Origin of the sequence: Rhodanobacter sp. Root480 (assembly GCF_001426645.1) — a bacterium.
In the GTDB taxonomy this organism is placed as follows: Bacteria; Pseudomonadota; Gammaproteobacteria; order Xanthomonadales; family Rhodanobacteraceae; genus Rhodanobacter; species Rhodanobacter ginsenosidimutans.
This window is the reverse complement of the sequence record NZ_LMEX01000001.1, coordinates 844,576-868,691: the sequence shown is the minus strand read 5'-3', so window position 1 is coordinate 868,691 and position 24,116 is coordinate 844,576. Positions and strand designations below refer to the sequence as shown.

Below are 24,116 nucleotides of genomic sequence, written 5' to 3'. Positions count from 1 at the left end.
GGAGAAATCCTTTTGGATTGGTTGGCGGCGGGTCGCGGTGACGCGCCGGAAGTGGTCAGTTGACCTTGCGGCGCAGGTAATTCAACAGATCGATGCGCGTGATCAGGCCCAGGAAATCGTCGCCGTCGACCACGATGGCCACGTGCCCACGCTCGAATACCGGCAACAGCGCGGTAATCGGTTCGCGCATGTCCAGCATGTGCAGGTCGCTGATCATCGCCACGGAGACAGGATCGCGGAAGCGGGTCTCGTCGGTGTGGACGTGCATCAGCACATCCGACTCGTCGACGATGCCCACCAGCTTGTCGCCATCCATCACCGGCAACTGCGACACGTCGTAGAGTTTCATGCGGGTGTAGGCGGTGACCAGCAGTTCGTTGGGGCCGATCACCACCGTGTCGCGCTCGGCGTAGGGGCGCAGCAGCAGGTCGCGCAGGTCGCCGTGCTGCTTGCGCTCCAGGAAGCCGTTGTCGAGCATCCAGTAGTCGTTGTACATCTTGGACAGGTATTTGTTGCCGGTGTCGCAGACCAGCGTCACCACGCGCTTCGGCTCGGTCTGCTCGCGGCAGTATTTCAGCGCGGCGGCGACCAGCGTGCCGGTGGATGAACCACCCAGCACGCCTTCCTTCGCCAGCAATTCGCGCGCTGTGAGGAAGCTTTCCTTGTCGGCAATCGCGTAGGCCTTGCGCACGCGGGAGAAATCGCTGATCAGCGGCAGGAAATCCTCGCCGATGCCCTCGACCATCCAGCTGGCGGATTTGGTCGAGAGCGTGCCTTCATTGATGTACTGGCAGAGGATCGAGCCGACCGGATCGGCCAGGATGATCTCGGTGGCCGGCGAGTGCTCGGCGAAATACTGCGACAGGCCGGTCAGTGTGCCGGAGGAGCCGCAGCCAACCACGATGGCGTCCACCTTGCCATCCATCTGGGCGAGGATCTCCGGGCCGGTCGACTGGATGTGCGCGGCGGGGTTGTCCGGGTTGCCGAACTGGTTGATGAAGTACGCACCGGGCGTTTCGTTGGCGATCCGCTCGGCCATGTCCTGGTAATACTCGGGATGGCCCTTGGCCACGTCCGAGCGGGTCAGCACCACTTCGGCGCCCATCGCCTTGAGGTTGAAAATCTTCTCGCGGCTCATCTTGTCGGGCACCACCAGCACCAGCCGGTAGCCCTTTTGCTGCGCCACCAGCGCAAGGCCGAGGCCGGTATTGCCGGCGGTGCCTTCCACCAGGGTGTCGCCGGGCTTGATCTTGCCCGCGCGTTCGGCGCCTTCGATCATCGAAAGGCCGATGCGGTCCTTCACCGAGCCGCCGGGGTTCGCGTTCTCCAGCTTCAGGAACAGCTCGCAGCCCCCCGTGTCGAGGTGCTGCGTGCGCACCATCGGGGTGTTTCCGATCAGTTCCAGGACGCTTTGGTGAATCGTCATGGTTGCTCCGTTGCAAGAAGGGGTCGGGCGCCATGCGCCGCGTGACAGACGTCAATGATAGCCGAGCAGATGGGCAATTCCGGTGCGCGCGTGGTGCCAGAACGGCGGCGGCCCCGGCATCCGTCTTTCGAAGGAGGCCGGGGCCGCGTGTCATGTCAAACCGGGCAGGTTAATGCGTGAGGGTTCTGCGACTTTCCCACATCCGTTCGAGCCGAGCCTTGGCCTGCAACTTTTCCTTCTTCATGCTGTTGAGGGTGAGGTTGTCGATGGGGAGTACGCCGATGTCGGCATCGTGGACTTTGCTGTCGAGTTGCTTGTGCCGTTGATAGAGCCGGCGGAATTCGGCATCCGCCTTCATCAAAGCCTCGACATCGTCACGCTGCTGGTTTTCAAACATGATCCGACCTCCTCGCGAGTGGGCTGGCGGGCGCCTGGTTGCGGTCGCCCGCAGACGTATGAATGCATGCGCGCACCAACGACCCGCGCCGGGACTCCGGAATCGCGGGTGGGGATGTGAACGCTGATGGGCATGAATTCAGGTCAGTGACCCATGGGTCAGGGTGCCCATGGGACTTTGACCCTACACCGGCACGAGGGGGTTAGCAAGCCGGTTTCATGCTTGTTTGAACGCGGTCAAATTAAAAGAAAAAACCTGTCGAAACAGGCTTTTGCGTTCAGGTTGGAGGCGGCCCCGGAAGTGGATGACGGGGCTTGGTGTGGCGCGGTCTTCGGGCTGTCGGGTGCCCGTATTTTTGGGCATTTTCGCAAGCACCGGCCCCTCTCCTGTGTCCTCTCCCCAAGGGGGAGAGGAGGTCAGGGTCGCTTCGGACTTTGCGGTGCGTTGGCGCTACGGACCTACTTCGAGGACACCGGATAGCCCCCTCTCCCTGCGAGGAGAGGGGGTGCTCGCGGGAAACCGACGTCGCGATTTACGGCTTCTTCGGTTTCGGTGCCGGGGTGGCCGCGGGTGCTTCGTCGCCGCTTTGCATCTGTGAACGCATCGCCTTGGCCACCTTGGTCGCCAGCTCGGCTTCACGCCGTGCGGCCCTGGCGACCTTGCTCTGGGCGGCGGCGAGCCGCTTGGCTTTTGCGGCTTCGTTGCGGGCCTGCTCGGCAGCCTGCGAATACGCTTCGCCCTGCTGTTGCAGACGGGCGGTTTCTTCCTGCGCCATCTGGTACTGCATGCGCTGACGCTCCAGCTCGCGGCGTGCCCGGTCGGCTTCGCGGCGGCTGTTGTCGAGCAGGATCTGGTCGTGCTCGCGATCGAGCTGGGTCAGCTTGAGCTGGGCATCCTGCAACTGCGCCGCGGCCTTGGCCAGGTCCACCCGGCGCTCGGCCAGATACAACTCGTGCGCGCGATCGCGCGAACGCGCCTGGGCCAGCCGGTTGATCGCATCGTGGGCGCGTCCCTGTTCGGCCTGGGCGTAATTGCCCAACGTGGGATCGTTGGCCAGTTGATCGAGGCTGTTGTTGAGGCGGTTGACGTCGATGTCGTCCTGCGCCGCATGCACGGCTTGTGCGCCAGCCAGTGCCAGCAGTGCGCCGGCGAAAAGGGTCGGGAAACGTTTCATGGCTGGCTCCCCTGTGCAGTGGGATCGGGAGTCTGGTCGGGTTGGGCCGGGGTGCTGGGTACGGTCTGAAAACCTTCGCCCGGCGCCGGTGCGGTGAGTGCCGAAGCCGCCGGTGCCGGCATGTCGTCGAGTTGCGGGGCGGCGTTCCCGGTGGGTGCGTAGTCGTTCTCCGCCGGGGCAGGGGATGACGCATCCTGCTCACCCTGTTGGCGCAGTCGGGCGTTCTCCTGCACCTTGGCCTGGATCTGCGCGCGCGCCGCGCCCAGTCGTGCCTTGGCCCTGGCCAGTTCGGCGTCGGCCCGCGATTCATCGGCCAGATTGGCGGCGTCGGCATATTTGCGCTGCGCCATCGCGTTCTGTGCCTGCTGGAACTTGTCCTGCGCAAACCCCAGGTCGACCGGCGCGTAATCGGCCGCATCGGCGTCGCGTGCGGCCTGCAACTGGTTCTGCGCCAGGTTCATCGCATTGTCCGGTGGCGGCACGCTGGCGCAACCGCCAATAATCAGCGCCACGCCCAGGGCGGTCGCCATCGCAAAAAGTCGGCGGGAGGCCCGCGCCGGCTGGAAAAAGATGTGCACCATCACATTCCTAATCGAGTTTTGAAGCGTATTGTGTGCAGGCATAATCCTTCATTGCAACGCACACTGTTACAGGGGTCATACGTGGACATCGGTTACTTCCTGAAGCTCATGGTAGACAAGGGCGCGTCCGACATGTTCCTGTCGACAGGCGCCCCCGTGAACATCAAGGTGGAGGGCAAGCTTTACCCCTTGGGCAATACCGGCCTGCCCAACGGCATGGTCAAGAAAATCGCCTATTCGCTGATGGACGAAGGCCAGGTGCCGCAGTTCGAGCGCGACCTGGAACTGAACATGGCGCTGGCGGTGAAGGACGCCGGCCGTTTCCGCATCAACGTGTTCAAGCAGCGCGGCGAAGTGGGCATGGTGATTCGCGCGATCAAGAGCGAGATCCCCAGCATCGACCAGCTGCAGCTGCCGTCGATTTTCCGCGACCTGATCATGGAGCCGCGCGGCCTGATCCTGGTGGTGGGCGCCACCGGCTCGGGCAAGTCAACCACGCTGGCGGCGATGCTCGACCAGCGCAACAGCAACTCGTCCGGCCACATCCTCACCATCGAGGATCCGATCGAGTACCTGCACCGGCACAAGAAATCCATCGTCAACCAGCGCGAGGTGGGGCTGGATACGCACAGCTACCACGAGGCGCTGAAGAACGCGATGCGCGAGGCGCCGGACGTGATCATGATCGGCGAGATCCGCGACACCGACACCATGGAAGCGGCGATCGCGTTCTCCGAAACCGGCCACCTGTGCCTGGCCACGCTGCACTCCAACAACGCCGACCAGACACTGGAACGCATCCTCAACTTCTTCCCCGAATCGGCGCACAAGAACGTGCTGATGAACTTGGCGCTGAACCTGCGCGCGGTGATCAGCCAGCGCCTGGTGATCGGCAAGGACGGCCGGCGCATTCCCGCCGCCGAGGTGCTGCTGAATACCCCGCTGATCCGCGACATGATCCGCCGTGGCCAGACCCACGAGATCAAGGAAGCGATGGATCGCAGCCTGCAGGAAGGCATGCAGACCTTCGACCAGTCGCTCTACCGGCTGTACAAGGAAGGCCGCGTGGAGTTGGAAGAAGCGCTCAACAAGTCCGATTCACGCGATGGCCTGGCCCTGAAGATCCGCCTGGCCGAAGGCGGCAGCAACGCGGAATTGGCGGGCAACGACCCTTACGGCATGGGTTTCTGAGCCACCGGGCGCCGGTCCAAACGGGCGCCCACAAGGACAAACATCCACGCCTCATTCCAGAGTGGTGCGTCGGGGCGGCTCCTGTGCTTCCTCCACCCGATTGCGGTACAGCGCCGCGCGCACCAGCAGCATCAGCGTGATCGGCGTGGTCAGGGTGAGGAACACGCCGATCAGGATCTCGTAGAAGATCGGCCGCCCGTGCGCCACCGAGAAGCAGATGATCGAGCCGGCCAGCATGAAGAACGCGCCGAAGGTGGTACCCAGCGTGGGTGCATGCACGCGCTTGTAGAAATCCTTCAGGCGCAGCAGGCCCAGCGAGCCGACGAAGGCAAAGCCCGAGCCCAGCAATACCAGCACCCCCACCATCACGGCGGCCCACGGTGGCAGCGCGTCGAGATGGTTCATTCGATCACCTCGCCACGCAGCAGGAACTTGGAAAACGCCAGCGTGCCGGCAAAGCCAAGCAGGGCGATGATCAGGCCCGCCTCCACATACAGCTCGCTGCCGGTGCGAATGCCGATGCTGAGCAGCAACAGCATCGCGTTCACGTACAGCGCGTCCAGCGCCAGCACGCGGTCCTGCGCGCGCGGCCCGCGCACCATGCGGATGATCGAGAAGGCCATCGCCAGCAACAGCAGGTATTGCGCCGCCACGATGGCGAACGCGAGGAAGCCGTGGCTCATGGGCATGAGCCTCTCATCGGTATGGGGCTCATTGGAAGATCTCCAGCAGGGGCCGCTCGTAGCGTTGCTTGATGGTGTCGATCCAGCTTGCCTCGTCGACCAGATCCAGCACGTGGATCAGCAGCACGTTGCGGGCCGAGTCGTGATCGACCCAGATCGTGCCCGGCGTCGAGGTGATGATGCAGGCCAGCGCGGCCAGCCCGTAATGATCGGTGAGCTCCAGCGGGATCGCCACGAAGCCCGAGGTGAACCGCCCACGACGGCGCAGCACGATCCACGCCACCGCCAAGTTGGAACGCACGATGTCGCGTAACACCCGCAGCAGCAGCTTGCCCAGCAGCGAGTAATGACGCACCCGCGCCCGTGGCGGGCGCAGCTTGCCGAACGCCCACGCCAGCCCCAGCGCGATCACCACACCGCTGGCCACCGTGGCTGGCGCAAGGCTCTGCCGCAGCAGCAGCCAGGCCAGCAGCAGGAAGCCGGCCATCAGCGGATGCGGCAGCCAGCGCCTCACGGGAACACCGCGCGGATGTAATGGGCCGGTGCGTGCAATTGCTCGGCGGTGGCCGCCAGGTAGCGCAGCGGGGCGTCGGCCCACACGCTCAAGGCCAGACACGATCCCAGCAGGATCAGCACCGATACGGCCTCGCCCAGGCGGATGGGGGGGAAGGTCCAATCCTCATCGGCCCAGAAAATCTGGATGCCGGTGCGGCACATCGCGATCACCGTGCAGAAGCCCGCCACCACCACCAGCGTGAACAACGCTATTGCGCCGCGGCCCGCCCCGGTTTCCAGCATCGGTGCCAGCAGGGCGAATTTGGCCAGGAAGCCGGACAACGGCGGCAGCCCGGCCAGCACCAGCGCGCAGACCAGGAAACACATGCCCAGCAGCGCCACCGGCGCCGGCAGCGTGGCGCGGTTCTCGTCTTCGTCCGCGTACAGCGCCTCACCGGCCGGATCGTACGGTTCCAGCAGTGGCGTCGCCTCGGCCTCGTCGTCGGGCGCCAGCATGCCGGCCAGCAGGAAAAACGCGGCGATTGCCAGGGTGGAGATCACCAGGTAAGCCAGCGCGCCCGCCGTGACCGCCGGATGCTGCAGGCCGATCGCGCCGAGCAGGGTGCCCGAGGAGATGAGCACGTTGTAGCCGGCCAGCTTGCCCAGGTCGCGCGCGCCCAGCATGCCGACCACCCCGACCACCACCGTCGCCATGCCGCCCCACAACAGCCAGCTGTCGCCGAAATGGGCCGAGGCCGGGCCCGCGCCATTGCCGAACAGCAACAGGCTCAACCGCAGCAGCACGTAGACGCCTACCTTGGTCATGATCGCGAACATTGCCGCCACCGGCGACGTCGCCGCCGCGTAGGTGCGCGGCAACCAGAACCCCAGCGGCCACATCGCCGCCTTCACCAGGAATGCCACGCCCAGGATCGCGGCGCCCGCATGCAGCAAGGCGCGCGTGTTGTCCGGCACCGTGGGAATCAGTTGGGCCAGCGCCGCCATGTTGAGCGTGCCGGTGACGCCGAAAATCAGGCTGACACCCACCAGGAACAGCATCGAGGCGAGCAGGTTGACCGCGATGTAATGCAAACCGGCGCTGACCCGGCGCGCGCCCGGCCGATGCAGCGCCAGGCCATAAGTAGCCGCCAGCAGCACCTCGAAGAACACGAACAGGTTGAACAGGTCGCCGGTGAGGAAGGTGCCGTTCAAACCCATCAACAGGAACTGGAACATCGGCTGCACCGGGCCGCCGGGCTGTTGCCAGCGACCCAGCGCGCACGGCAACAGGGCCAGCGCCAGCACCGCGGTAAGCAGCAGCATCAGCACCGACAGCCGGTCGGCCACCAGCACGATGCCGAACCGGGCCGGCCAGTCGCCAATGCGGTAGACCGTCGTCAGGCCGTCGCCGGCCGCTGCGCCGGTCACGCCCACCAGCAGGGCGGCGGCCAGCAATACCAGCGCCACACAGGACGCCACGCTCAACGCGGCCACCAGCCGTCGCCGCCGCTCGCCCAGCAGCAATTGCAACGCCGCCACCAGCAGCGGCAGCACGATCGGCAATACCAGCAGATGCGCGCTCATGGCGTGCCGTCCTTGCCGTCGACGTGGTCATTGCCGGTGAGCCCGCGCGAGGCCAGCAGCACCACCAGGAACAACGCCGTGGTGGCGAAGCTGATCACGATCGCGGTCAGCACCAGCGCCTGCGGCAGCGGGTCGGCGTACTGCGTGATGTCGGCGCCGCTGCGCAGCACCGGGTCCGCGCCCGTGCGCAAGCCGCCGATGCAGAAGATGAAAAGGTTCACCGCGTAGGAAATCAGGGTGAGGCCGATGATTACCTGGAACGTGCGCGGGCGCAGCAGCAGCCACACGCCCGATGCCGCCAGCACGCCGATCGCCAATGCCAATACCGCCTCCATCAGCGATCTCCCTCGGCATCGACCACCGGCTCGCCCAATACCCGCGGGCGGCGCAGCGACTGGTGCGCCAGCGCCACCAGCATCAATGACGTGGCGCCCACCACCACGAAGAACACGCCCAGGTCGAACAGCATCGCCGTGGCCAGCGGCAGCTCGCCCAGCAACGGTATGTAGGCGTGGCGCGAGTGCGAAGTGAGGAACGGGTAGCCGAACGCGAGCGAGCCCAGGCCGGTGCTCACCGCCAGCAACAGGCCGGCGCCGATCCAGCGCAACGGCGCCACCCGCAGGCGCACCTCCACCCAGCGCGCGCCGCGCGCCATGTACAGCAGCACCAGCGCCACCGACACGGTGATGCCGGCGGCAAACCCGCCACCAGGCAGGTCGTGCCCGCGCAGGAACAGATGCAGGCCGAACAGCACGATCACCGGCGCCATCAACTGCACGATCAGGCCCGGGATGCGCAGGTAATCGGCCACCACCGAAGCGGTGCCGTTGTCGCTGGCCTCGAAGGCTGCCTGCAACCGTTGCTGTGCGGGCGCGTCCACGCTCTCGATCGCCGGACGGAAGCGGCGCAGCAGCGCGAATACCGTCAGCGCCACGATCGCCAGCACGCTGATTTCGCCCAGGGTGTCGAAGCCGCGGAAGTCGACCAGGATCACGTTGACGACGTTGTGGCCGCCGCCCTCGGTGTACGCGCGCTCCAGGAAAAAGTGCGAGATCGAATCGGCTACCGGATGCAGCATGGCTGCATAGGCCAACGTCGCCAGCCCCAACCCCACGCCGGCGGCGATCACCATGTCGCGACGGCGGCGCAGGCGGGCACGGCGGCTGTCCGGTGCCATGCCGCTGATGCGCTTGGGCAGCCAGCGCAGGCCGAGCAGGATAACGATGGCGGTGACCACCTCGACCAGCAACTGGGTCGCCGCCAGATCCGGCGCCGACAACCACACGAAACTGATGCACGACACCAGGCCGGCGCCGCCGGTGAGCAGCAGCGCGGCGAGTCGATGGAACTTCGCCTGCGTCGCGGCGCCTATCGCGCAGGCGCCGCCGAGCAACCACAGCAGTGCGAACGCGGGATCGACACCCGAGCCATGCAGCGACAGCGGCAGCGACGAACCCCACATCGCCATGCCCGCCGCCAGTGATGCGGCCAGCACAATCAACAGCAACTGCGGTTGCAGCCGGCGACTGGGGAACAAGCCTTCCAGCGCGGCCGGCAAGGTGGCGGTGAGCAGCGTCAGCATCCATTCGAAGATCCGCCTGCCGCTGAACCGGCCGAGCAGCGGCAGCGTTTCGCACCCCGCGAAATAACCGCGCAGCACCACGTAGACCACACACCCGGCCACCAGCGCGATCGCGCTCATCAACAGCGGCGGGGTCAACCCGTGCCACACCGCCAGGCTGAACGCGGGCGTGGCCTCGCCGAGCACCGAATAGGCCGCCGCGCGCAACGGTGGCCCGATCACCCGCGCCGGCAACATGCCCACCAGCACGCAGGCCAGCGCCAGCAGGCCGATCGGCAGGCGCATCCAGCGCGGCGGTTCGTGCGGTTGGCGCGGGTAATCGTCGCGCGCGGGGCCGAAGAACACGCCCAGCGCGAAACGCAGTGAATAGACCACGCTGAACGCACTGGCCAGCACCGCGATCGCCGCAGCGGCCATGTCCACCGCGGGGCCGCGATGGGTGGTCAGCGCCACCGCGAAGAACATCTCCTTGGACAGGAAACCGTTGAGCAAGGGCACGCCGGCCATCGCGGCGCTGGCGATCACCGCCAGCGTGGCGGTGATCGGCATGACGTGGCGCAGGCCGCCCAGCCGCCGCAGATCGCGCGTACCGGTTTCGTGATCCACCGCACCGGCGGCCATGAACAGCGATGCCTTGAAAGTAGCGTGGTTGACGATGTGGAAGATCGCCGCCACCGCACCGAGCGTGCTGCCCAGGCCAATCAGCATGGTGATCAAACCCAGATGGCTGATCGTCGAATACGCCAGCACCGCCTTCAGATCCTGCTGGAACACGGCTGCGGTTGCGCCCAGCAGCAGGGTCAGCAGGCCGGCGCCGCCTACCAGCCAGAACCAGGCATCGGTACCCGACAACACCGGCCAGAAACGCAGCAGCAGAAACACGCCGGCCTTGACCATGGTGGCCGAATGCAGGAATGCCGAGACCGGCGTCGGCGCCGACATCGCCTGCGGCAGCCAGAAGTGGAACGGGAACTGCGCGCTCTTGGTCAGCGCGCCCAGCAGCACCAGCACCAGCATCGGTGTGTACAACGCGTCGGCGCGCACCTGTTCACCGGCGGCCAGGATCACATCCAGGTCGTAGCTGCCTGCGATGTGACCCAGCAACATCATCCCCGCGAACAGGCACAAGCCGCCGCCGGCGGTGACGATCAACGCCATGCGCGCGCCCTCGCGCGCCGACGCGCCCTGGTTCCAGTAGCCGATCAGCAGGAACGAGAAAATGCTGGTCAGCTCCCAGAAAAACACCAGCTGGATCACGTTGCCGGACATCACGATGCCCAGCATCGAGCCCATGAACGCCAGCAGCAGCGCGCAGAAACGATTGAGCGGATCGTCCGGCGGCATGTAGTAGCGGGCATACACACCCACCAGCAGGCCGATGCCGCAGATCAGCATCAGGAACAGCCAGCTGAAGCCGTCCACGCGCAGCACCAGATCCAGCCCCAGCGACGGCACCCAATGGACGACGTGGCGCAACGCGTGGCCGCCATCCATCGCCGGATAGATGCCCACCGCCAGCAACAGGCACGCCGCCGCGGTGGCGATCATCAGCCATGTCGCCCATTGCCGCCCACGCACCATCAACACGACCACGCTGGCCAGGAAGGGCAGGCAGAGCATGGCGAGTGCAGCGAGGTCGTAAGGCATCGGGCCACCGTTCGGGGAATACGCCGGCAGCACCGGTCGCGCAGCGCACGCATCGCCATGCGCTTCCGCGGACGGAAGGCATGAGTCGCGAAAACGAGCGCCATTTCCGAGTCTACAGGCCGCGTCGATCTACCCGCAAAGCTCTATAGTCGTGGTCGCGCTGTCGGGTTCAAACGGCCGGCCGCGCCTTCATGTCAACCTGCAGGGACCACGGAGAGCGCGCATGACTGCGATCGCTTCAAGCCTCGCGCCACCGCAAAAAATACTGCTGGCGACCGATCTGCGCAGCCACGGCGACCGCGCCCTGGATCGCGCCGCGCAACTGGCGCAACAGTGGCAGGTGCCGCTGCATGTCGTGCACGTGCAGTCGTGTCCCGCCGAGGACGAGTTGTCGCCGATCAACCAGCCGTCGTGGCGACAGGGCTACTCCAGCCCGGTCCTGGTGGAGCGACAGATCCGCCGTGATCTGCGCCAGGAGATCGCCGACCTCACCATCCACGTGGCCGATGGCAACCCGGCCGACGCCATTCTCGAAACCGCCGTGCAACAGGGCTGCGACCTGATCGTGCTGGGCGCGTCCGAACCGTCGTCACCGAGTGCGCTGGGGCGCGTTACCGAGCAACTGCTGCGCAAGTCGCCGGCTTCGTTGCTGGTGGTCAAGAGCCGGCCGCACGATGCCTACGCCAACGTGGTGGTCGGTACCGATTTCACCGCCGAATCCCGCTTTGGCCTGACCACCGCCGCCAAGTGGTTTCCCGCGGCCCGGCTGGCGTTGATGCACGTGCTGGATATCCCGTACACCTCGTTGTGGCTGGATGCGGAACACAGCAGCGACCTGGCCCGCATGGAAATGGCCACGATGCGATCGTTCCTGGACGACACGCCGCTTGCCGCCGACGTGAAGGAGCGCGTCGTACCCCTGATCGAACATGGCCACCCGGAAATCGTGCTGCGCGACCATGTGGTGCGGGAAGAGGCGGATCTGGTGGTGATCAGCGCCTTCCGCCGCGGCCTGGCCTTTCATCTGCTCGTGGGCGGCACCTCGCGGCGCATTGTGCCGGCGGTGCCCAGTGATGTGTTGTTGGTGCGAGCGCAACAATGATGTCGCTCCCCGGTTGAGTTGAGCTCTCCCTCGATGCCGCGTGAGCGTACAAGGTCGATATTCTGCACGCTGGTGGCTCTTTTCACGGCGCAGAGCAAGAGCGCCCTCATCCGCCCTGTCGGGCACCTTCTCCCGCGAGCGGGAGAAGGGATCGTCAGACGGCGTCCGGCTGCCTTTCCGGCGCGGCCTGCTGGAACGCCTCCAGCTCGTTGCAGGCGGCGTGGATGCGTTGCAGCGTGGGGTAGTTTTCCAGCGGCAGCTTCCAGCGCAAGGCGTTGTAGAACTGGGGCACCAGGCAGGCGTCGGCCAGGCCCGGCGTGTCGCCGTGGCAGAAGCGACCGGTGGCGGGGTTGTCGGCCAACATGGCTTCCAGCGCATCGAACCCTGTCGCGATCCAGTGCCGCGACCATTCCGCGCGTTGCACGTCGTCGGCACCGAACTGCGCTTCCAGGCGCTGCAGCACGCGCAGGTTGCCCAGCGGGTGGATGTCGCAGGCCACTGCCATCGCCAGCTCGCGCACCCGCGCGCGGCCGCGGCTGTCGGCAGGCAGCAGGGCTGGTTCGGGGAAGGTCTCGTCCAGGTATTCCATGATCGCCAGCGACTGGGTGATCGCGCGGTCGCCGTCGAGCAGGCAGGGGATCAGTTGCTGCGGGTTCAAGGCGCGGTAATCGGCGCCGTGCTGCTCGCCGCCGTCGCGCAGCAGGTGCAGCGGCTGGTAGTGGTAATCCAGCGCCTTGAGGTTCAGCGCGATGCGTACGCGGTAGACGGCGCTGGAGCGCCAATAACCGTACAGGGTCAGGGTAGGGCTCAAGGCTCGGCTCCTGCGGGTGGTCCGGAAGGGTGTCCCGGTTTGCGTCAGCGCGGGCCGCGCCGGACAATAGGCGGTTCCTGCCCGGCCGCCCCTGGTCCGGGCGGTCGTCCAAACATATCACTGGAGTCCTGCCGTGTCCGTCACCCGCATGAGCGATCTTGATCTGCGCGACAAGCGCGTATTGATCCGCGAAGACCTGAACGTGCCGATCGACAACGGCCACATCACTTCCACCCAGCGCCTCGACGCCGCCCTGCCCACGATCCGTGCCGCTCGCGATGCCGGCGCCAAGGTGCTGGTGCTGTCGCACCTGGGCCGCCCGAAGGAAGGTCAGTTCGATGCCGAGTCCTCGCTGGCGCCGGTGGCCACCTGGCTGGGCGAGCAGCTCGGTACGCCGGTACGGCTGGTAGCCGATTACCTCGACGGCGTCGAGGTCGCCAGCGGCGAGGTGGTGGTGCTGGAAAACTGCCGCATGAACGTGGGCGAGGGCAAGGACGACGACGCGCTGGCGCAGAAATATGCCGCGCTGTGCGACATCTTCGTGATGGACGCGTTCGGCACCGCGCACCGCGCGCAGGCCTCCACCCATGGCGTGATCAAGTTTGCCCCGGTTGCCGCCGCCGGCCCGTTGCTGTCGGCCGAACTGGACGCGCTGGGCAAGGCGCTGGAGCAACCCGCGCGGCCGCTGCTGGCGATCGTGGCCGGCTCCAAGGTATCGACCAAGCTGACCTTGCTCGACAACCTCATCGGCAAGGTCGACCAGCTCATCGTGGGCGGCGGCATCGCCAACACCTTCATCGCGGCGATGGGTTTGCCGATCGGCAATTCGCTGTACGAAGCCGATCTGATCGACGCCGCCAAGAAAGTGCTGGCCGACGCCAAGGCGCGCGGTGCCGAAGTGCCGATGCCGGTCGACGTGGTGGTGGCGCCCACGTTCTCGGCGCAGGCACCGGCCACGGTGAAGGCGGTCGACGAGGTGCACGATGACGAGATGATCCTGGACATCGGCCCGCGCACCGCGCAGATGTATGCCGAGCTGATCGCCAAGGCGGGCACGGTGGTGTGGAACGGTCCGGTCGGCGTGTTCGAGTTCGACGCGTTCGGCAAGGGCACCGAAACCCTGGCGCGCGCCATCGCCGCCTCGCCGGCGTTCTCGATCGCCGGTGGCGGCGACACGCTGGCCGCGGTGGACAAGTACGGCATCGCCGATGAGGTCTCCTACATCTCCACCGGCGGCGGCGCGTTCCTGGAATTCCTGGAGGGCAAGGAGCTGCCGGCGGTCACCGCACTGAAGGCGCGGGCGTCGAAGTAATGCTTTGCCTGTTCGACCTCGATGGCACCCTGATCGATTCGGAGCTGGGCATCTTCAGCTGCATCCGCCATGCGCTGGTGCAGATGCAGGTGCCCGCACCCACGCCCGAGGCCTTGCGCGACTGGATCGGTCCGCCGCTGCACCAGGGCTTCGCCGCGCTGATGGACAACGATGCGGCGAAAGTCACTGCCGCCATCGGCCATTACCACGATCGGTTCACCGCCATCGGCTGGCGCGAGCACGCCGTGTATCCGGGGCTGGCGCCGTTGATCGAGGGACTGCAGGCGGCCGGCCATCAACTGGCGGTGGTCACCAGCAAACCGCGGCTGCACGCGTTGCCGATCGTGGAAAGCCTGCCGTTCGGCGCGGCTTTCCAGCATGTGTATGGCCCGGAGCCGGGCAATCCGCATTGCGAGAAGGCATCGATGATCGCTGCCGCGCTGGCCGATTTCCGATCTGCGCCAGAACATGCGGTGATGATCGGCGACCGCCGTTTCGACATCGAGGGCGCGGTGGCGAACCGGGTGCGCGGGTTTGGCGTGCTGTGGGGTTTTGGCAGCCGCGAGGAGTTGACGTTGGCCGGGGCGACTGCCATCGCCAATGATCCGGGTGAGCTGGCCGGGTTTATCAATGAAGCCGCGGCAGCTCTGGCGGCTGATGCTTAGGGTGCGCTGATCGAGGCTCGCGCGTTGTCCTGGCGAAACAGGCCATTGCCGTCATCCCAGCGAAAGCTGGGATCCAGCGACTCCCGGTCACTGCATGAAGGCACTGGATTCCAGCTTTCGCTGGAATGACGGCTTGTTTGGACCACGCTTCAACCCGGCCGCCGCGCGCCCAACGTCACCAGCAATTCCTGTGCCGCCCGCACGCGCTCCGTCGCGCCCGGCAGATCCATGATGATCTTCAGCTTGTCCTGGCCATCCAGCTTGTAGATGCGCGGCTGGCGCTGGATCAGGTTGATGATGGTCATCGGATTGATCTCGGGCTTCTCGCGGAACACGATGCGTCCGCCGCTGGCGCCCAGATCCAGCTTGCGGATGCCCAGCGGCGTGGCCATCAGTTTCAGCGTGGCCACCGCGAACAGCTGCTTGGCCGGCGGCGGCAACAATCCGAAACGGTCGATCATTTCCACCTGAAGGTCGCGCAGGTCGGCTTCGTTGCGGGCGCTGGCGATGCGCTTGTACAGCGTCAGGCGGGTGTGCACGTCCGGCAGGTAATCGTCGGGGATCAGCACCGGCAGGTGCAGTTCCACTTCGGTCTCGTGTTCGCTGCTCAAGTCGAAGTCGGGCACCTTGCCGGATTTCAGTGCGCGCACCGCGCGGTCCAGCAGCTCGGTGTAGAGGCCGAAGCCGATTTCCTGGATCTGGCCGGATTGTTCATCGCCCAGCAGTTCGCCGGCACCGCGGATCTCGAGGTCGTGCGTGGCCAGGGTGAAGCCCGCGCCCAGTTCCTCCAGCGAGGCCAGCGCCTCGAGCCGCTTCTGCGCGTCGGCGGTGATCGAGCGGTGGTCCGGCACGATCAGGTACGCGTAGGCGCGGTGGTGCGAGCGGCCCACGCGACCGCGCAGCTGATGCAGCTGCGCCAGGCCGAAACGGTCGGCGCGGTCGATGATGATGGTGTTGGCGGTGGGGATGTCGATGCCGGTTTCGATGATCGTGGTGCAGGCCAGCACGTTGAAGCGCTGGCGGTGGAAGTCGGCCATCACGCTTTCCAGCTCGCGCTCCGGCATCTGGCCGTGGGCGATGCGGATGCGCGCCTCGGGCACCAGCTCCTCCAGCTCGCGCACGGTGCGCTCGATGCTCTGCACCTCGTTGTGCAGGAAATACACCTGGCCGCCACGCGACAGCTCGCGCTGCAGTGCCTCGCGGATGGTGGCCGGGTCCCACGCCGCAATGAACGTGCGCACGGCGGTGCGGTGGGCGGGCGGGGTGGCGATCAACGACAGGTCGCGCAGGCCGGCCATGGCCATGTTGAGCGTGCGCGGGATCGGCGTGGCGGTCATCGTCAGCAGGTCGACTTCGGCGCGCAGCTTTTTCAGCTGCTCCTTCTGGCGCACGCCGAAACGCTGCTCCTCGTCCACGATCACCAGGCCGAGATTCTTGAACTTCACGTCGGGCATCAGCAACTTGTGCGTGCCCACGATCACGTCGATCTGGCCGTCAGCCAGGCGCTTCAGCGCCTCGTTCACTTCCTTGCTGGACTTGAAGCGCGACAGCACATCCACGCGCACCGGCCAGTCGGCGAAGCGGTCGGCGAAATTGCGGTAATGCTGCTGCGCCAGCAGCGTGGTGGGCACCAGCACGGCCACCTGCCGACCGGCGGTGGCGGCGGCGAACGCGGCGCGCAGGGCAACTTCCGTCTTGCCGAAGCCCACGTCGCCGCAGATCACCCGGTCCATCGCGCGCGGTGCGGCCAGGTCGTTCAGCACGGCTTCGATCGCGCTTTCCTGATCGGGCGTTTCCTCGAACGGAAAACCGCGACCGAACTCTTCCACCATCTGCCGATCGATCGGCATCGACTCGCCGCCGCGCGCCTCGCGCTGGGCGTAGATCGCCAGCAGCTCGGCCGCCACGTCGCGTACTTTCTCGGCGGCCTTCTTGCGTGCGCGTTCCCACGCATCGCCACCCAGCGAATGCAGAGGGGCCAGCTCCGGCGCGGTGCCGGAGTAGCGGCTGACCAGGCCCAGTTGCGCCACCGGCACGTACAGCTTGTCGCCCTTGGCGTATTCGATGGTGAGGAACTCGCCATCCATGCCGCCCACATCCATCGACACCAGGCCCTGGTAGCGGCCCACGCCGTGATCGACGTGCACGATCGGCGCGCCGATGGTGAGTTCGGTGAGATCGCGGATGATGCTGTCCGGATCACGCGCGGTGCCGCGGCGGCGCTTGCGGTCGCGCTCGCTGCGCACCCGTTCGCCATAAAGCTCGCGCTCGGTGAGCACGGTGATCGGTGGCTTGGTGAGCGCAAAGCCCTGCTCAAGCCCGGCAATGGTGATGGCGAACTTTGCTCCCTCCCCTGCAAGCAGGGGAGGGTTGGGGAGGGGTGCTTTTGATGTTGCTTCTGCGCCGGCCGGAGCAACCCCCTCCCGACCTCCCCCTGCTTGCAGGGGGAGGAGAAAGGATTGCCAGCTCTCGACGGCTTCGGGCTTCAACCCCGTCGCCGCCAATGTCTCGATCAACGCCTCGCGCCTACCTGCCGAATCCGCGGCGATCAGCACGCGCCCCGGATAGCTGGCCAGAAAATGCCGCAGCGAGGTACCGGGTTCTTCACCCTTGCGATTGAGCGGCAGCTCCGGCGCAGGCTGGGTGCCCACGGCCACGGCATGCTCGTGGCCGGGTTCGACCACTTCCACCCGCAGCCGCTTGTTGAGCTGGGCGCGCCATTGCTCCGGCGGCAGATACAGCTCGGCCGGCGGCAGCACCGGGCGCTCGATGTCATGGGCGCGCTGGTCGTAGCGTTCGGCGGTCTGCGCCCAGAACTGGTCGGCCGCTTCGCCCGCGCCTTCGCCCAGCACGAACAACGCATCGTCGGCGAGATAGTCGAACAGCGTGGCGGTTTGCTCGAAGAACAATGGCAGGTAGTACTCGATGCCGCCGGGCGTGACGCCTTCCTTGATGTCCTGGTACAGCGGGCAGCGGCGCACGTCGATGGGGAAGCGCTCGCGCAGGTTGCTGCGGAATGACTTGGCCGATTCCTCGGTGAGCGGGAATTCGCGCGCGGGCAGCAGCTCGATCTTTTCCACCTGCTGTTGCGAGCGCTGGCTTTCGGGATCGAAGCTGCGGATCGACTCCACTTCGTCATCGAACAACTCGATGCGGTAGGGCATGTCGCTGCCCATCGGGTAGATGTCGATCAGCGCGCCACGCACCGCGAAATCACCCGGCTCGGCGACCTGCGGCACGTGCCGGTAGCCGGAGGCTTCCAGCCGCCGCTGCTCGTGCGCCAGGTCCAGTTTCTGGCCCTTGTCCAATACCAGGCCCGCGCCGGTGATGTGACTGCGCGGGGCGATCCGCTGCATCAGCGTGGCCACCGGCACCACCAGCACGCCGCGCTGGATACTCGGCAACCGGTACAGCGTGGCGATGCGCTGCGACACGATCTCCGGATGCGGGCTGAACGCGTCGTAGGGCAGGGTTTCCCAGTCGGGGAAATGCAGCACGGGCAAGCCGCTGCTGAACACGCGCAGCTCGTCTTCCAGCGCGCGGGCGCGTTGGGTGTCGCGCGTCACCGCGACCACCAGCCCCGGATGCGCACGGGCGGTTTCCGCGATCAGCAGCGCGCGCGCCGAGCCATCCGGTGGCGACCAGTAGCGGCGCTGTTTCGGGGTGGTGGGCAGGGGCGGGTGCGGCAGGGATTTCGACATAGGGCAATCTTGCCGTTGCGGCAGCGTGCCCCGCGCCATGGCGTCGGTGGGCACGGTCGCCGGCGGCGATGACGTGGAGACAAGCGGGCAAGTGTAACTTGCGGGAAGGTGGGTGGCGGCCGTTCCCCAGGTATCAGCGTGACGCCGGACGCAGCATGTCCTCCACCGCCGTGTAATCACCATCGTTTGGCAGCGCGGGGATGCCCAGCAGGCGTGCCATCAGCGGATAGACATCCACGTTCGCGAACGGGGCCACGGTGAGGCCCGCGCGAAAATCCGGCCCGTGCGCCACGAACAACGCCTGCATGGCGGGCGCCGCATTGTCGTAGCCATGCTCGCCCACGCTGACGCGGCCCTTGTGGCTGGTCATGTACGCCGTGGTGGTGATGCGCCAACCCACGTGCGCCGAACACAGCAGTTGCGGCACACGGGCGTTGTGGCCGTAGGCGAGGCGCGCCGGTACGCGGGTCTTGTCCCAGCAATCCATGTTCGGCTGCGGTTGCTTCAGTTTCTTCTCGATGCGGGTGAACGCGGCCTGCGCGGCGGGCGAATCGGACAAGGGATTGAAGCCGGCCAGCACGCCCAGGCTCACCGTCTGTACCTGATCCAGCGGGATCAGCTTGTCGATCAGCACGCTGTTCTGCAGCGGCACGCTGGCCATGCCGTGGTCGGACAGCACGATCAGGTTGATGCGGTCGAACAGGCCGCGCTGCCGCAAACCCTTCACCAGCCGCGCCAGCGCGGCGTCGGTTTGGCGCAGCGCGTCGTCCACCTGCGGTGAATCCGGGCCGTGATGATGGCCGGCGTGGTCGACGCCATCGAAATACAGGGTGAGAAAACCCGGCCGCTGGTCTGCGGGCAGATCCAGCCAGGCCAGCACCTGATCCACGCGCTGGTCGGGTGTGACGGCGCCGTCGTACGGCTTCCAGTAATCCGGATGGTGGCCGTGGATATCCGCTTCCGAACCGGGCCAGAACATGGTGGCGGTGCGCAGGCCGTGGCGGTCGGCGGTCTCCCAGATCGGCGTGCCCTGATCCCACCAGCGGCCGTCGCTCACCGCCCGCCGATTGCCCAGCGAAAACTTGCCCAATTCGGGATCGAACATGGTGTTGTTGACCACGCCGTGGTGATCCGGGCGCAGGCCGGTGACCAGCGTGTAGTGGTTCGGAAACGTCAGCGACGGAAACGAGGGCTGCATCGATTGCGCCCGCACGCCGTCGCGCGCCAGCATCGCCAGGGTGGGGCTCAAGCCTCGCGTGAGGTAGTCGGGACGGTAGCCGTCGATCGAGATCAGCAGGAGCGGATGTGTACCGGCGGTTTTGCCCGCGCTGGGCGGCTGCGTGGCGCAGCCGGCGCCGAGCGCCAGCAGCAGCGCGCACAGCAGGCGAAACAGGATGTTCATGTGCGATGCCTGAAAATGGAGCGGAATGATTCCTCCATGATCGCGCAGATGCATGACCATGACATGGCTACGCACACGTTTTGACGCACGCATCCGCTGGCTCGCCGGCCTCAGCCTGGCGTTGCCGCTTGGCATTGCGTTGGCCGCGCCGCAACAATCCGTGCAGCGCAAACCCGCCACGCCGCCGGTGCCGAAAACCGCGCCGTCGCTGCGGGTGGCACCCATCCCGCCGCGGCCCAATTTGCAATTCCAGCAGCAGGTGCAGCAACAGCAACTGCGCAAGGAATTCCAGCAAAGCCAGCTGCGCGGACAACTGCAGCAAGGTGTGTCGGACGTGGCCCGGCAGCCCTATGCGAACAATCCGTCTGCCGGCCGGCAGTTCGACCGTGCGGACGATGCACGGCGCGACCGTGACCGCGCCCAGCAGCAAAGCCTGATCGATAGCTACTGGGGCGTGCCGGTGCCGCCGCCGGCACCGGCGCCGGCAAACAGCGGCGGGTGAAAGCCAGGCACTTTTTGTAGGAGCGGCTTCAGCCGCGACGCTTTTCGCACCTGCTGACACCAGGGCAAGAGCATCGCGGCTGAAGCCGCTCCTACAGGGATTGCGCAGACAAACAGAAACTACGCGAACAAGTCGCCAGCCGGCGCCGCGTGTTCGTGATCCAGTAGCAGGCGCTTGATTTCCAGGCCGCCGCTGAAGCCGGTGAGGCTGCCGTCGCGGCCGATGACGCGGTGACACGGCACGATGATCGGCAACGGGTTGCGGCCGTTCGCGGCGCCTACCGCCCGCATCGCGCGGGGCCGGCCGATGCGATGGGCCAGGTCCGCGTAGCTGATGGTGACGCCGTAGGGGATGCGTGCCAGTTCCTCCCACACCTCAAGCTGAAACGGCGTGCCTATCGGGTGCAGCGGCAGGTCGAACTGGCGGCGTTTACCGGCGAAGTATTCCGTCAGCTGGGCGCGGGCGATAGCGATCGGCGCCGAGGCATGCGCCGCGGTCACCCGAATCCAGTGCGGCGGGATGACCAGCGGATCACGCTCGTGCTCGAACCAGATGCCGCGCAGGCCATCGGCGTCCGCCACCAGTTGCAGGCGGCCGACCGGGCTCGCCATTTCGTCGTGGTGAATCGTGTCGGTCGGGGTTTTCATGGGGTCTTCTCCGGTTTCTTCGAACGCGGCGCGGGCGGTGCATCCGCCGTGCCACGCCACAGGTGGATCACGGTGTACGCGCGCCAGGGCCGCCACGCTTCGGCGCGCTGGCTGAGCGCTTTCGTGCTCAGCGGGGTCGGGTCGGTGGTGGCGACGCGGCGCAGGATCAGGTCGGCAGCGGGGAACGCGTCCGGTTCGCTCAATGCGCGCATGGCCATGTAGTGCGCCGTCCATTCGCCGATGCCGGGCAGGGCGACCCAGCGGGCGACGAATTCATCCAGCGACTGATCCGCGCGAAAGTCCACGCGTCCGTCCAGCAAGGCCTGCGCCATGCCACGCACGGTGGCGGCGCGCGCGGTGGTGAGGCCGACTTCGCGCAGTTCCGCCTGCGCCAGCACTTCCGCTGTGGGGAACAATCGCTCCAGCCCCGGCATCGGCGCCTCGGCCAGGGGCTGGCCCCAGCGCTGCACGATGCGTGTGGCCAGCGTGCGCGCCGCCGCCACGCTGATCTGCTGGCCCAGGATCGCGCGCACCGCTATCTCGAAACCGTCCCAGCCGCCGGGCAGGCGCAGGCCCGGCCGGCGTGTCAGCAGCGGACCGAGGATGGCGTCGTCGCGGAACGTATCGGCGATGGCCTGCGGATTCGCGTCCAGGTCGAACATCCGTCGCAGCGTGGTCACCACGCCGAGCAACTGGCTCGATTGCGGGCAATGCAATTGCAGCCGCAGCGCATGCTCGCCGGGCCATGCACTGAGCCGTAGCCAGCCCGGCGCGTCGGCGGGGCCGAACACGCGCGCATAGCTGACGTCATCCACGCGCTCCACGCCGGGCATGGCGCGCGTGCGCAGGAATGCCAGCAGCTCACCGAAATCGTAGGGCGGCCGGTAGCCCAGCCGCAGCACCAGCGCATCGTCGGCGGCCGCGCGCGGGTGGCGGCGCAGTTCGCGTGGCGCGATGCGGTTCGCCTGGGCGAACGCCGCGTTGAAACGGCGCAGGCTGCGGAATCCCGACGCCAGCGCCACCTCGGTCACCGGCAACGCGGTTTCCGTCAGCAATTGTTTCGCGAACAACAGTCGTCGCGTGGTGTGCACGCTGATCGGCGGCGCACCAACGCGCTCCACGAACAGCCGCCGCAACTGGCGCGCCCCGACGCCGACGTGGGTGGCCAGTTGCGGCAGCGAGCTTTCCTCCAGCGCACCGCTTTCGATCAGCTTCAGCGCACGCGCCACCACGTGGTCGCCGCGCTGCCATTGATCGTTGCCCGGCGAAAGCTCCGGCCGGCAGCGCAGGCAGGGGCGGAACCCGGCCGCTTCGGCGGCGGCTGCATTCGCGTAGTAACGCACGTTCGCCCGCTTCGGCACGGGTGCCGGGCATACGGGCCGGCAATAGATGCCGGTGCTGCTGACCGCGGTGAAAAACAGCCCGTCGAAACGCGCGTCGCGGCTGAGCCGGGCCTGTTCGCAGATATGCGGGTCGGGCAGGGATGAAGTGATGTCCATGTGCGCAGGCTAGCACCGCGCTGCGGCGCGAACTCGCCGTTTTCGGACATCAATGCATCACGATTCAGCCCTGTGAATCGCCCGAGGATTCGCGCACGGATTGGGCGCCGCAGGCGACGTCGATCGCGCGTCGCAGTTCGCGCGTCGTATACGGCTTGGAGATCGCCGGCATCGACATGTAACGGGGTGGGATGTCCTGGCGCGATTGACAGCTGGCGATGATGCAGGGGATGCCGCGTTGCGCCAGGCAGTCCAGCAGCGGGTAGGCCATCACGCCTTGCAGTTGCAGGTCGACCACCGCGAAATCGCAGTTTTCCGTGCGCGCCGCTTCCATGGCCTGATCAAGTGCAGCAATGCAGCGGACGACCGTGCAGCCCAATCGGCCGAGTACGTCCGCTAGCGTCCCGGCGAGGAGAAAATCATCCTCGAACACCATCACTCGCAATCCTGCGATGTCCATAAGTGCACTCCTGCCGTGCCGGTTTCATCGGTGTCCCCGATGACCAGCATACGCAGCCGGGGAGCGCTCTGCCAGCGCAATCATGTTGCAGCGTGTGGGCCGTTGTCGGAACCGATCTGGCTCAGGGTCGCCATCAACGTCTTGATGCGGAAGGGCTTTTCCAGCACCGTCAACCCGGCGTACGCGGCCGGAAGCTGACCGGCGCCGTAGCCGGTCAGCACGCAAACCGGTATGTGCCGCGATTTCAGCGAGGGCAACAGCGTTTCGGTGGTGGTTGTTGCCAGCCGGTAATCGATCAGCGCCACGTCCGGCTGTGACGTCCGCAGCAGGCCGATCGCCGCTGGTACGGTCGCGACCGGCCCCAGCACGTGATAGCCGCCATCTTCCAGTGCGGCTTCGAGAGTGGCGGCAACCAGCAGTTCATCCTCCACCACCATGACGACCTGGCCATCGGGATGTGCCGCGTTCATGCTCATGCTCCTGGGGCGCCTGCTGTGGGGGCAGGTGCAGCGTGGCCCGCAATCCTCCATGGGCATAGGTGACAGTGCTGTGACCCTGCAGCTCGTACGCCAGCTGGCGCTCCACCATCAGCATGCCGAAGCCCCGATGTTGCGGCTCGACCACGGGCGGGCCGCCGGATTCCGCCCAGCGGATGTCGATGGCATCGGCCCGGTCGGCGGGGTTTTCCCAACACACCTCCACATGCCCGTTCGCGGTGGACAGCGCACCGTGTTTCAGCGCGTTCGCTGCCAGCTCGTGGATGACCATGCCCAGCGCCAACGCCTCGCGCGGGGCGAGGTTCAACGGTGGCCCGTCCAGCGAGAACCGCGATGGATCGACGTTTGCGGCCAGCGTTTCGCGCACCAGCTCCTGGAACGGCAGATGCGACCAGCCCGCTTCCGTCAGCAGCTTGTAGATGCGCGCCATGGCCTGCAGCCGGTCCTGGAACGCGTCCAGCACGTTCTCATCGACCGCTTTCGCCAGGGTCTGGTTTGCCACGGCGCTGACCACCGCCAGCATGTTGCGCACGCGGTGGTTGAGTTCGCCGATCATGGTCTTGTGTCGCGCGTCGGCGTCGGCCAGTTTCCTGTTCGCCGTCGCCAACGCTTCGTTCGCGATGCGCAGTTCGTCCGCCAATTGCGTCACCGTGGGCATGTCCGGGTTCTCCAATGAGGCGCCCGAGTGTACATAGCACCAGGTGACCGTCGATTCACGTCCGCGCACGCTCGCGGCGGCGGCTCGTGCTTCAGCGCGT

23 protein-coding genes are annotated in these 24,116 nt (G+C 66.6%); 5 read left to right on the top strand and 18 right to left on the bottom strand.

Features of this window, described 5'->3' with window-relative positions; genetic code table 11:
* Positions 1-55: 55 nt before the first annotated feature.
* The 4 genes from ASD22_RS04185 to ASD22_RS04170 all read right to left on the bottom strand — a co-directional run bounded on the left by ASD22_RS04185 (position 56) and on the right by ASD22_RS04170 (position 3,527).
* Complete coding sequence (locus ASD22_RS04185; protein WP_056079301.1) at positions 56-1,426, bottom strand: pyridoxal-phosphate dependent enzyme; 1,371 nt, start codon at positions 1,424-1,426, stop codon at positions 56-58.
* Positions 1,427-1,595: 169 nt separating this feature from the next.
* Complete coding sequence (locus ASD22_RS04180) at positions 1,596-1,823, bottom strand: YdcH family protein (RefSeq protein ID WP_007081045.1); 228 nt, start codon at positions 1,821-1,823, stop codon at positions 1,596-1,598.
* 532 nt (positions 1,824-2,355) lie between these two features.
* On the bottom strand, positions 2,356-2,997 hold the full coding sequence (locus ASD22_RS04175; RefSeq protein ID WP_056079299.1) for a hypothetical protein: 642 nt from the start codon (positions 2,995-2,997) through the stop codon (positions 2,356-2,358).
* Positions 2,994-3,527 (bottom strand): DUF4398 domain-containing protein, encoded by a 534-nt coding sequence (locus tag ASD22_RS04170; protein WP_235577512.1) that lies wholly within the window; start codon positions 3,525-3,527, stop codon positions 2,994-2,996. The genes ASD22_RS04175 and ASD22_RS04170 overlap by 4 nt, the downstream gene beginning before the upstream one ends.
* 132 nt (positions 3,528-3,659) lie before the next feature.
* Between ASD22_RS04170 and ASD22_RS04165 the strand changes: the two genes are divergently transcribed.
* Entirely contained in the window at positions 3,660-4,769 is a 1,110-nt protein-coding gene (locus ASD22_RS04165) for a PilT/PilU family type 4a pilus ATPase (RefSeq protein ID WP_056079296.1), read from the top strand.
* 51 nt (positions 4,770-4,820) lie between these two features.
* On the opposite strand, the gene mnhG is transcribed toward ASD22_RS04165, so the two are convergent.
* From mnhG to ASD22_RS04135, 6 genes are read right to left on the bottom strand one after another with little or no spacing between them, the layout of a single operon-like run.
* The gene (gene mnhG, locus ASD22_RS04160; protein WP_056079293.1) at positions 4,821-5,174 is read right to left on the bottom strand and encodes a monovalent cation/H(+) antiporter subunit G; all 354 of its coding nucleotides are present in this window, start codon (positions 5,172-5,174) and stop codon (positions 4,821-4,823) included.
* Complete coding sequence (locus ASD22_RS04155; RefSeq protein ID WP_235577511.1) at positions 5,171-5,458, bottom strand: K+/H+ antiporter subunit F; 288 nt, start codon at positions 5,456-5,458, stop codon at positions 5,171-5,173. Before ASD22_RS04155 ends, mnhG begins: the two co-directional genes overlap by 4 nt.
* 22 nt (positions 5,459-5,480) lie before the next feature.
* Positions 5,481-5,966, bottom strand: coding sequence for a Na+/H+ antiporter subunit E (locus ASD22_RS04150; RefSeq protein WP_056079286.1), 486 nt, complete (start codon positions 5,964-5,966; stop codon positions 5,481-5,483).
* A complete protein-coding gene (locus ASD22_RS04145) occupies positions 5,963-7,531 on the bottom strand; it encodes a monovalent cation/H+ antiporter subunit D (protein ID WP_056079284.1) in 1,569 nt (522 codons plus the stop codon). Before ASD22_RS04145 ends, ASD22_RS04150 begins: the two co-directional genes overlap by 4 nt.
* Complete coding sequence (locus tag ASD22_RS04140) at positions 7,528-7,866, bottom strand: Na+/H+ antiporter subunit C (RefSeq protein ID WP_056079278.1); 339 nt, start codon at positions 7,864-7,866, stop codon at positions 7,528-7,530. The genes ASD22_RS04145 and ASD22_RS04140 overlap by 4 nt, the downstream gene beginning before the upstream one ends.
* The gene (locus tag ASD22_RS04135) at positions 7,866-10,760 is read right to left on the bottom strand and encodes a monovalent cation/H+ antiporter subunit A (RefSeq protein ID WP_056079274.1); all 2,895 of its coding nucleotides are present in this window, start codon (positions 10,758-10,760) and stop codon (positions 7,866-7,868) included. Before ASD22_RS04135 ends, ASD22_RS04140 begins: the two co-directional genes overlap by 1 nt.
* Before the next feature lie 223 nt (positions 10,761-10,983).
* On the opposite strand from ASD22_RS04135, the gene ASD22_RS04130 reads away from it, so the two are divergent.
* Entirely contained in the window at positions 10,984-11,862 is an 879-nt protein-coding gene (locus ASD22_RS04130) for a universal stress protein (RefSeq protein ID WP_056079272.1), read from the top strand.
* Positions 11,863-12,016: 154 nt separating this feature from the next.
* On the opposite strand, the gene maiA is transcribed toward ASD22_RS04130, so the two are convergent.
* Positions 12,017-12,673, bottom strand: a complete 657-nt coding sequence (gene maiA, locus ASD22_RS04125; RefSeq protein ID WP_056079269.1) for a maleylacetoacetate isomerase — start codon at positions 12,671-12,673, stop codon at positions 12,017-12,019.
* A gap of 133 nt (positions 12,674-12,806) precedes the next feature.
* Between maiA and ASD22_RS04120 the strand changes: the two genes are divergently transcribed.
* Positions 12,807-13,985 (top strand): phosphoglycerate kinase, encoded by a 1,179-nt coding sequence (locus ASD22_RS04120; protein ID WP_056079267.1) that lies wholly within the window; start codon positions 12,807-12,809, stop codon positions 13,983-13,985.
* Complete coding sequence (locus ASD22_RS04115; protein ID WP_056079265.1) at positions 13,985-14,650, top strand: HAD hydrolase-like protein; 666 nt, start codon at positions 13,985-13,987, stop codon at positions 14,648-14,650. Before ASD22_RS04120 ends, ASD22_RS04115 begins: the two co-directional genes overlap by 1 nt.
* 149 nt (positions 14,651-14,799) lie before the next feature.
* Here ASD22_RS04115 and mfd read toward each other — a convergent pair whose 3' ends face one another.
* Both mfd and ASD22_RS04105 read right to left on the bottom strand, forming a co-directional pair.
* On the bottom strand, positions 14,800-18,351 hold the full coding sequence (gene mfd, locus ASD22_RS04110; protein WP_056079261.1) for a transcription-repair coupling factor: 3,552 nt from the start codon (positions 18,349-18,351) through the stop codon (positions 14,800-14,802).
* A gap of 133 nt (positions 18,352-18,484) precedes the next feature.
* Entirely contained in the window at positions 18,485-19,753 is a 1,269-nt protein-coding gene (locus ASD22_RS04105) for an ectonucleotide pyrophosphatase/phosphodiesterase (RefSeq protein WP_056079258.1), read from the bottom strand.
* Between the two features lie 52 nt (positions 19,754-19,805).
* Here ASD22_RS04105 and ASD22_RS04100 point away from each other — a divergent pair, with 52 nt between their 5' ends.
* Positions 19,806-20,255, top strand: a complete 450-nt coding sequence (locus ASD22_RS04100; RefSeq protein ID WP_056079256.1) for a hypothetical protein — start codon at positions 19,806-19,808, stop codon at positions 20,253-20,255.
* 119 nt (positions 20,256-20,374) lie between these two features.
* Here ASD22_RS04100 and ASD22_RS04095 read toward each other — a convergent pair whose 3' ends face one another.
* From ASD22_RS04095 to ASD22_RS04075, 5 genes are all read right to left on the bottom strand, one after another.
* Positions 20,375-20,902, bottom strand: coding sequence for a methylated-DNA--[protein]-cysteine S-methyltransferase (locus tag ASD22_RS04095; protein WP_056079253.1), 528 nt, complete (start codon positions 20,900-20,902; stop codon positions 20,375-20,377).
* Complete coding sequence (locus ASD22_RS04090) at positions 20,899-22,401, bottom strand: AlkA N-terminal domain-containing protein (RefSeq protein ID WP_056079252.1); 1,503 nt, start codon at positions 22,399-22,401, stop codon at positions 20,899-20,901. The genes ASD22_RS04095 and ASD22_RS04090 overlap by 4 nt, the downstream gene beginning before the upstream one ends.
* Before the next feature lie 64 nt (positions 22,402-22,465).
* Positions 22,466-22,861: a response regulator gene (locus ASD22_RS04085; protein WP_082520111.1), complete on the bottom strand. Its 396-nt coding sequence runs from the start codon at positions 22,859-22,861 to the stop codon at positions 22,466-22,468.
* Between the two features lie 80 nt (positions 22,862-22,941).
* Positions 22,942-23,331, bottom strand: coding sequence for a response regulator (locus ASD22_RS04080; protein WP_162245059.1), 390 nt, complete (start codon positions 23,329-23,331; stop codon positions 22,942-22,944).
* Complete coding sequence (locus tag ASD22_RS04075) at positions 23,282-24,016, bottom strand: sensor histidine kinase (RefSeq protein WP_056079242.1); 735 nt, start codon at positions 24,014-24,016, stop codon at positions 23,282-23,284. The genes ASD22_RS04080 and ASD22_RS04075 overlap by 50 nt, the downstream gene beginning before the upstream one ends.
* Positions 24,017-24,116: the final 100 nt, after the last annotated feature.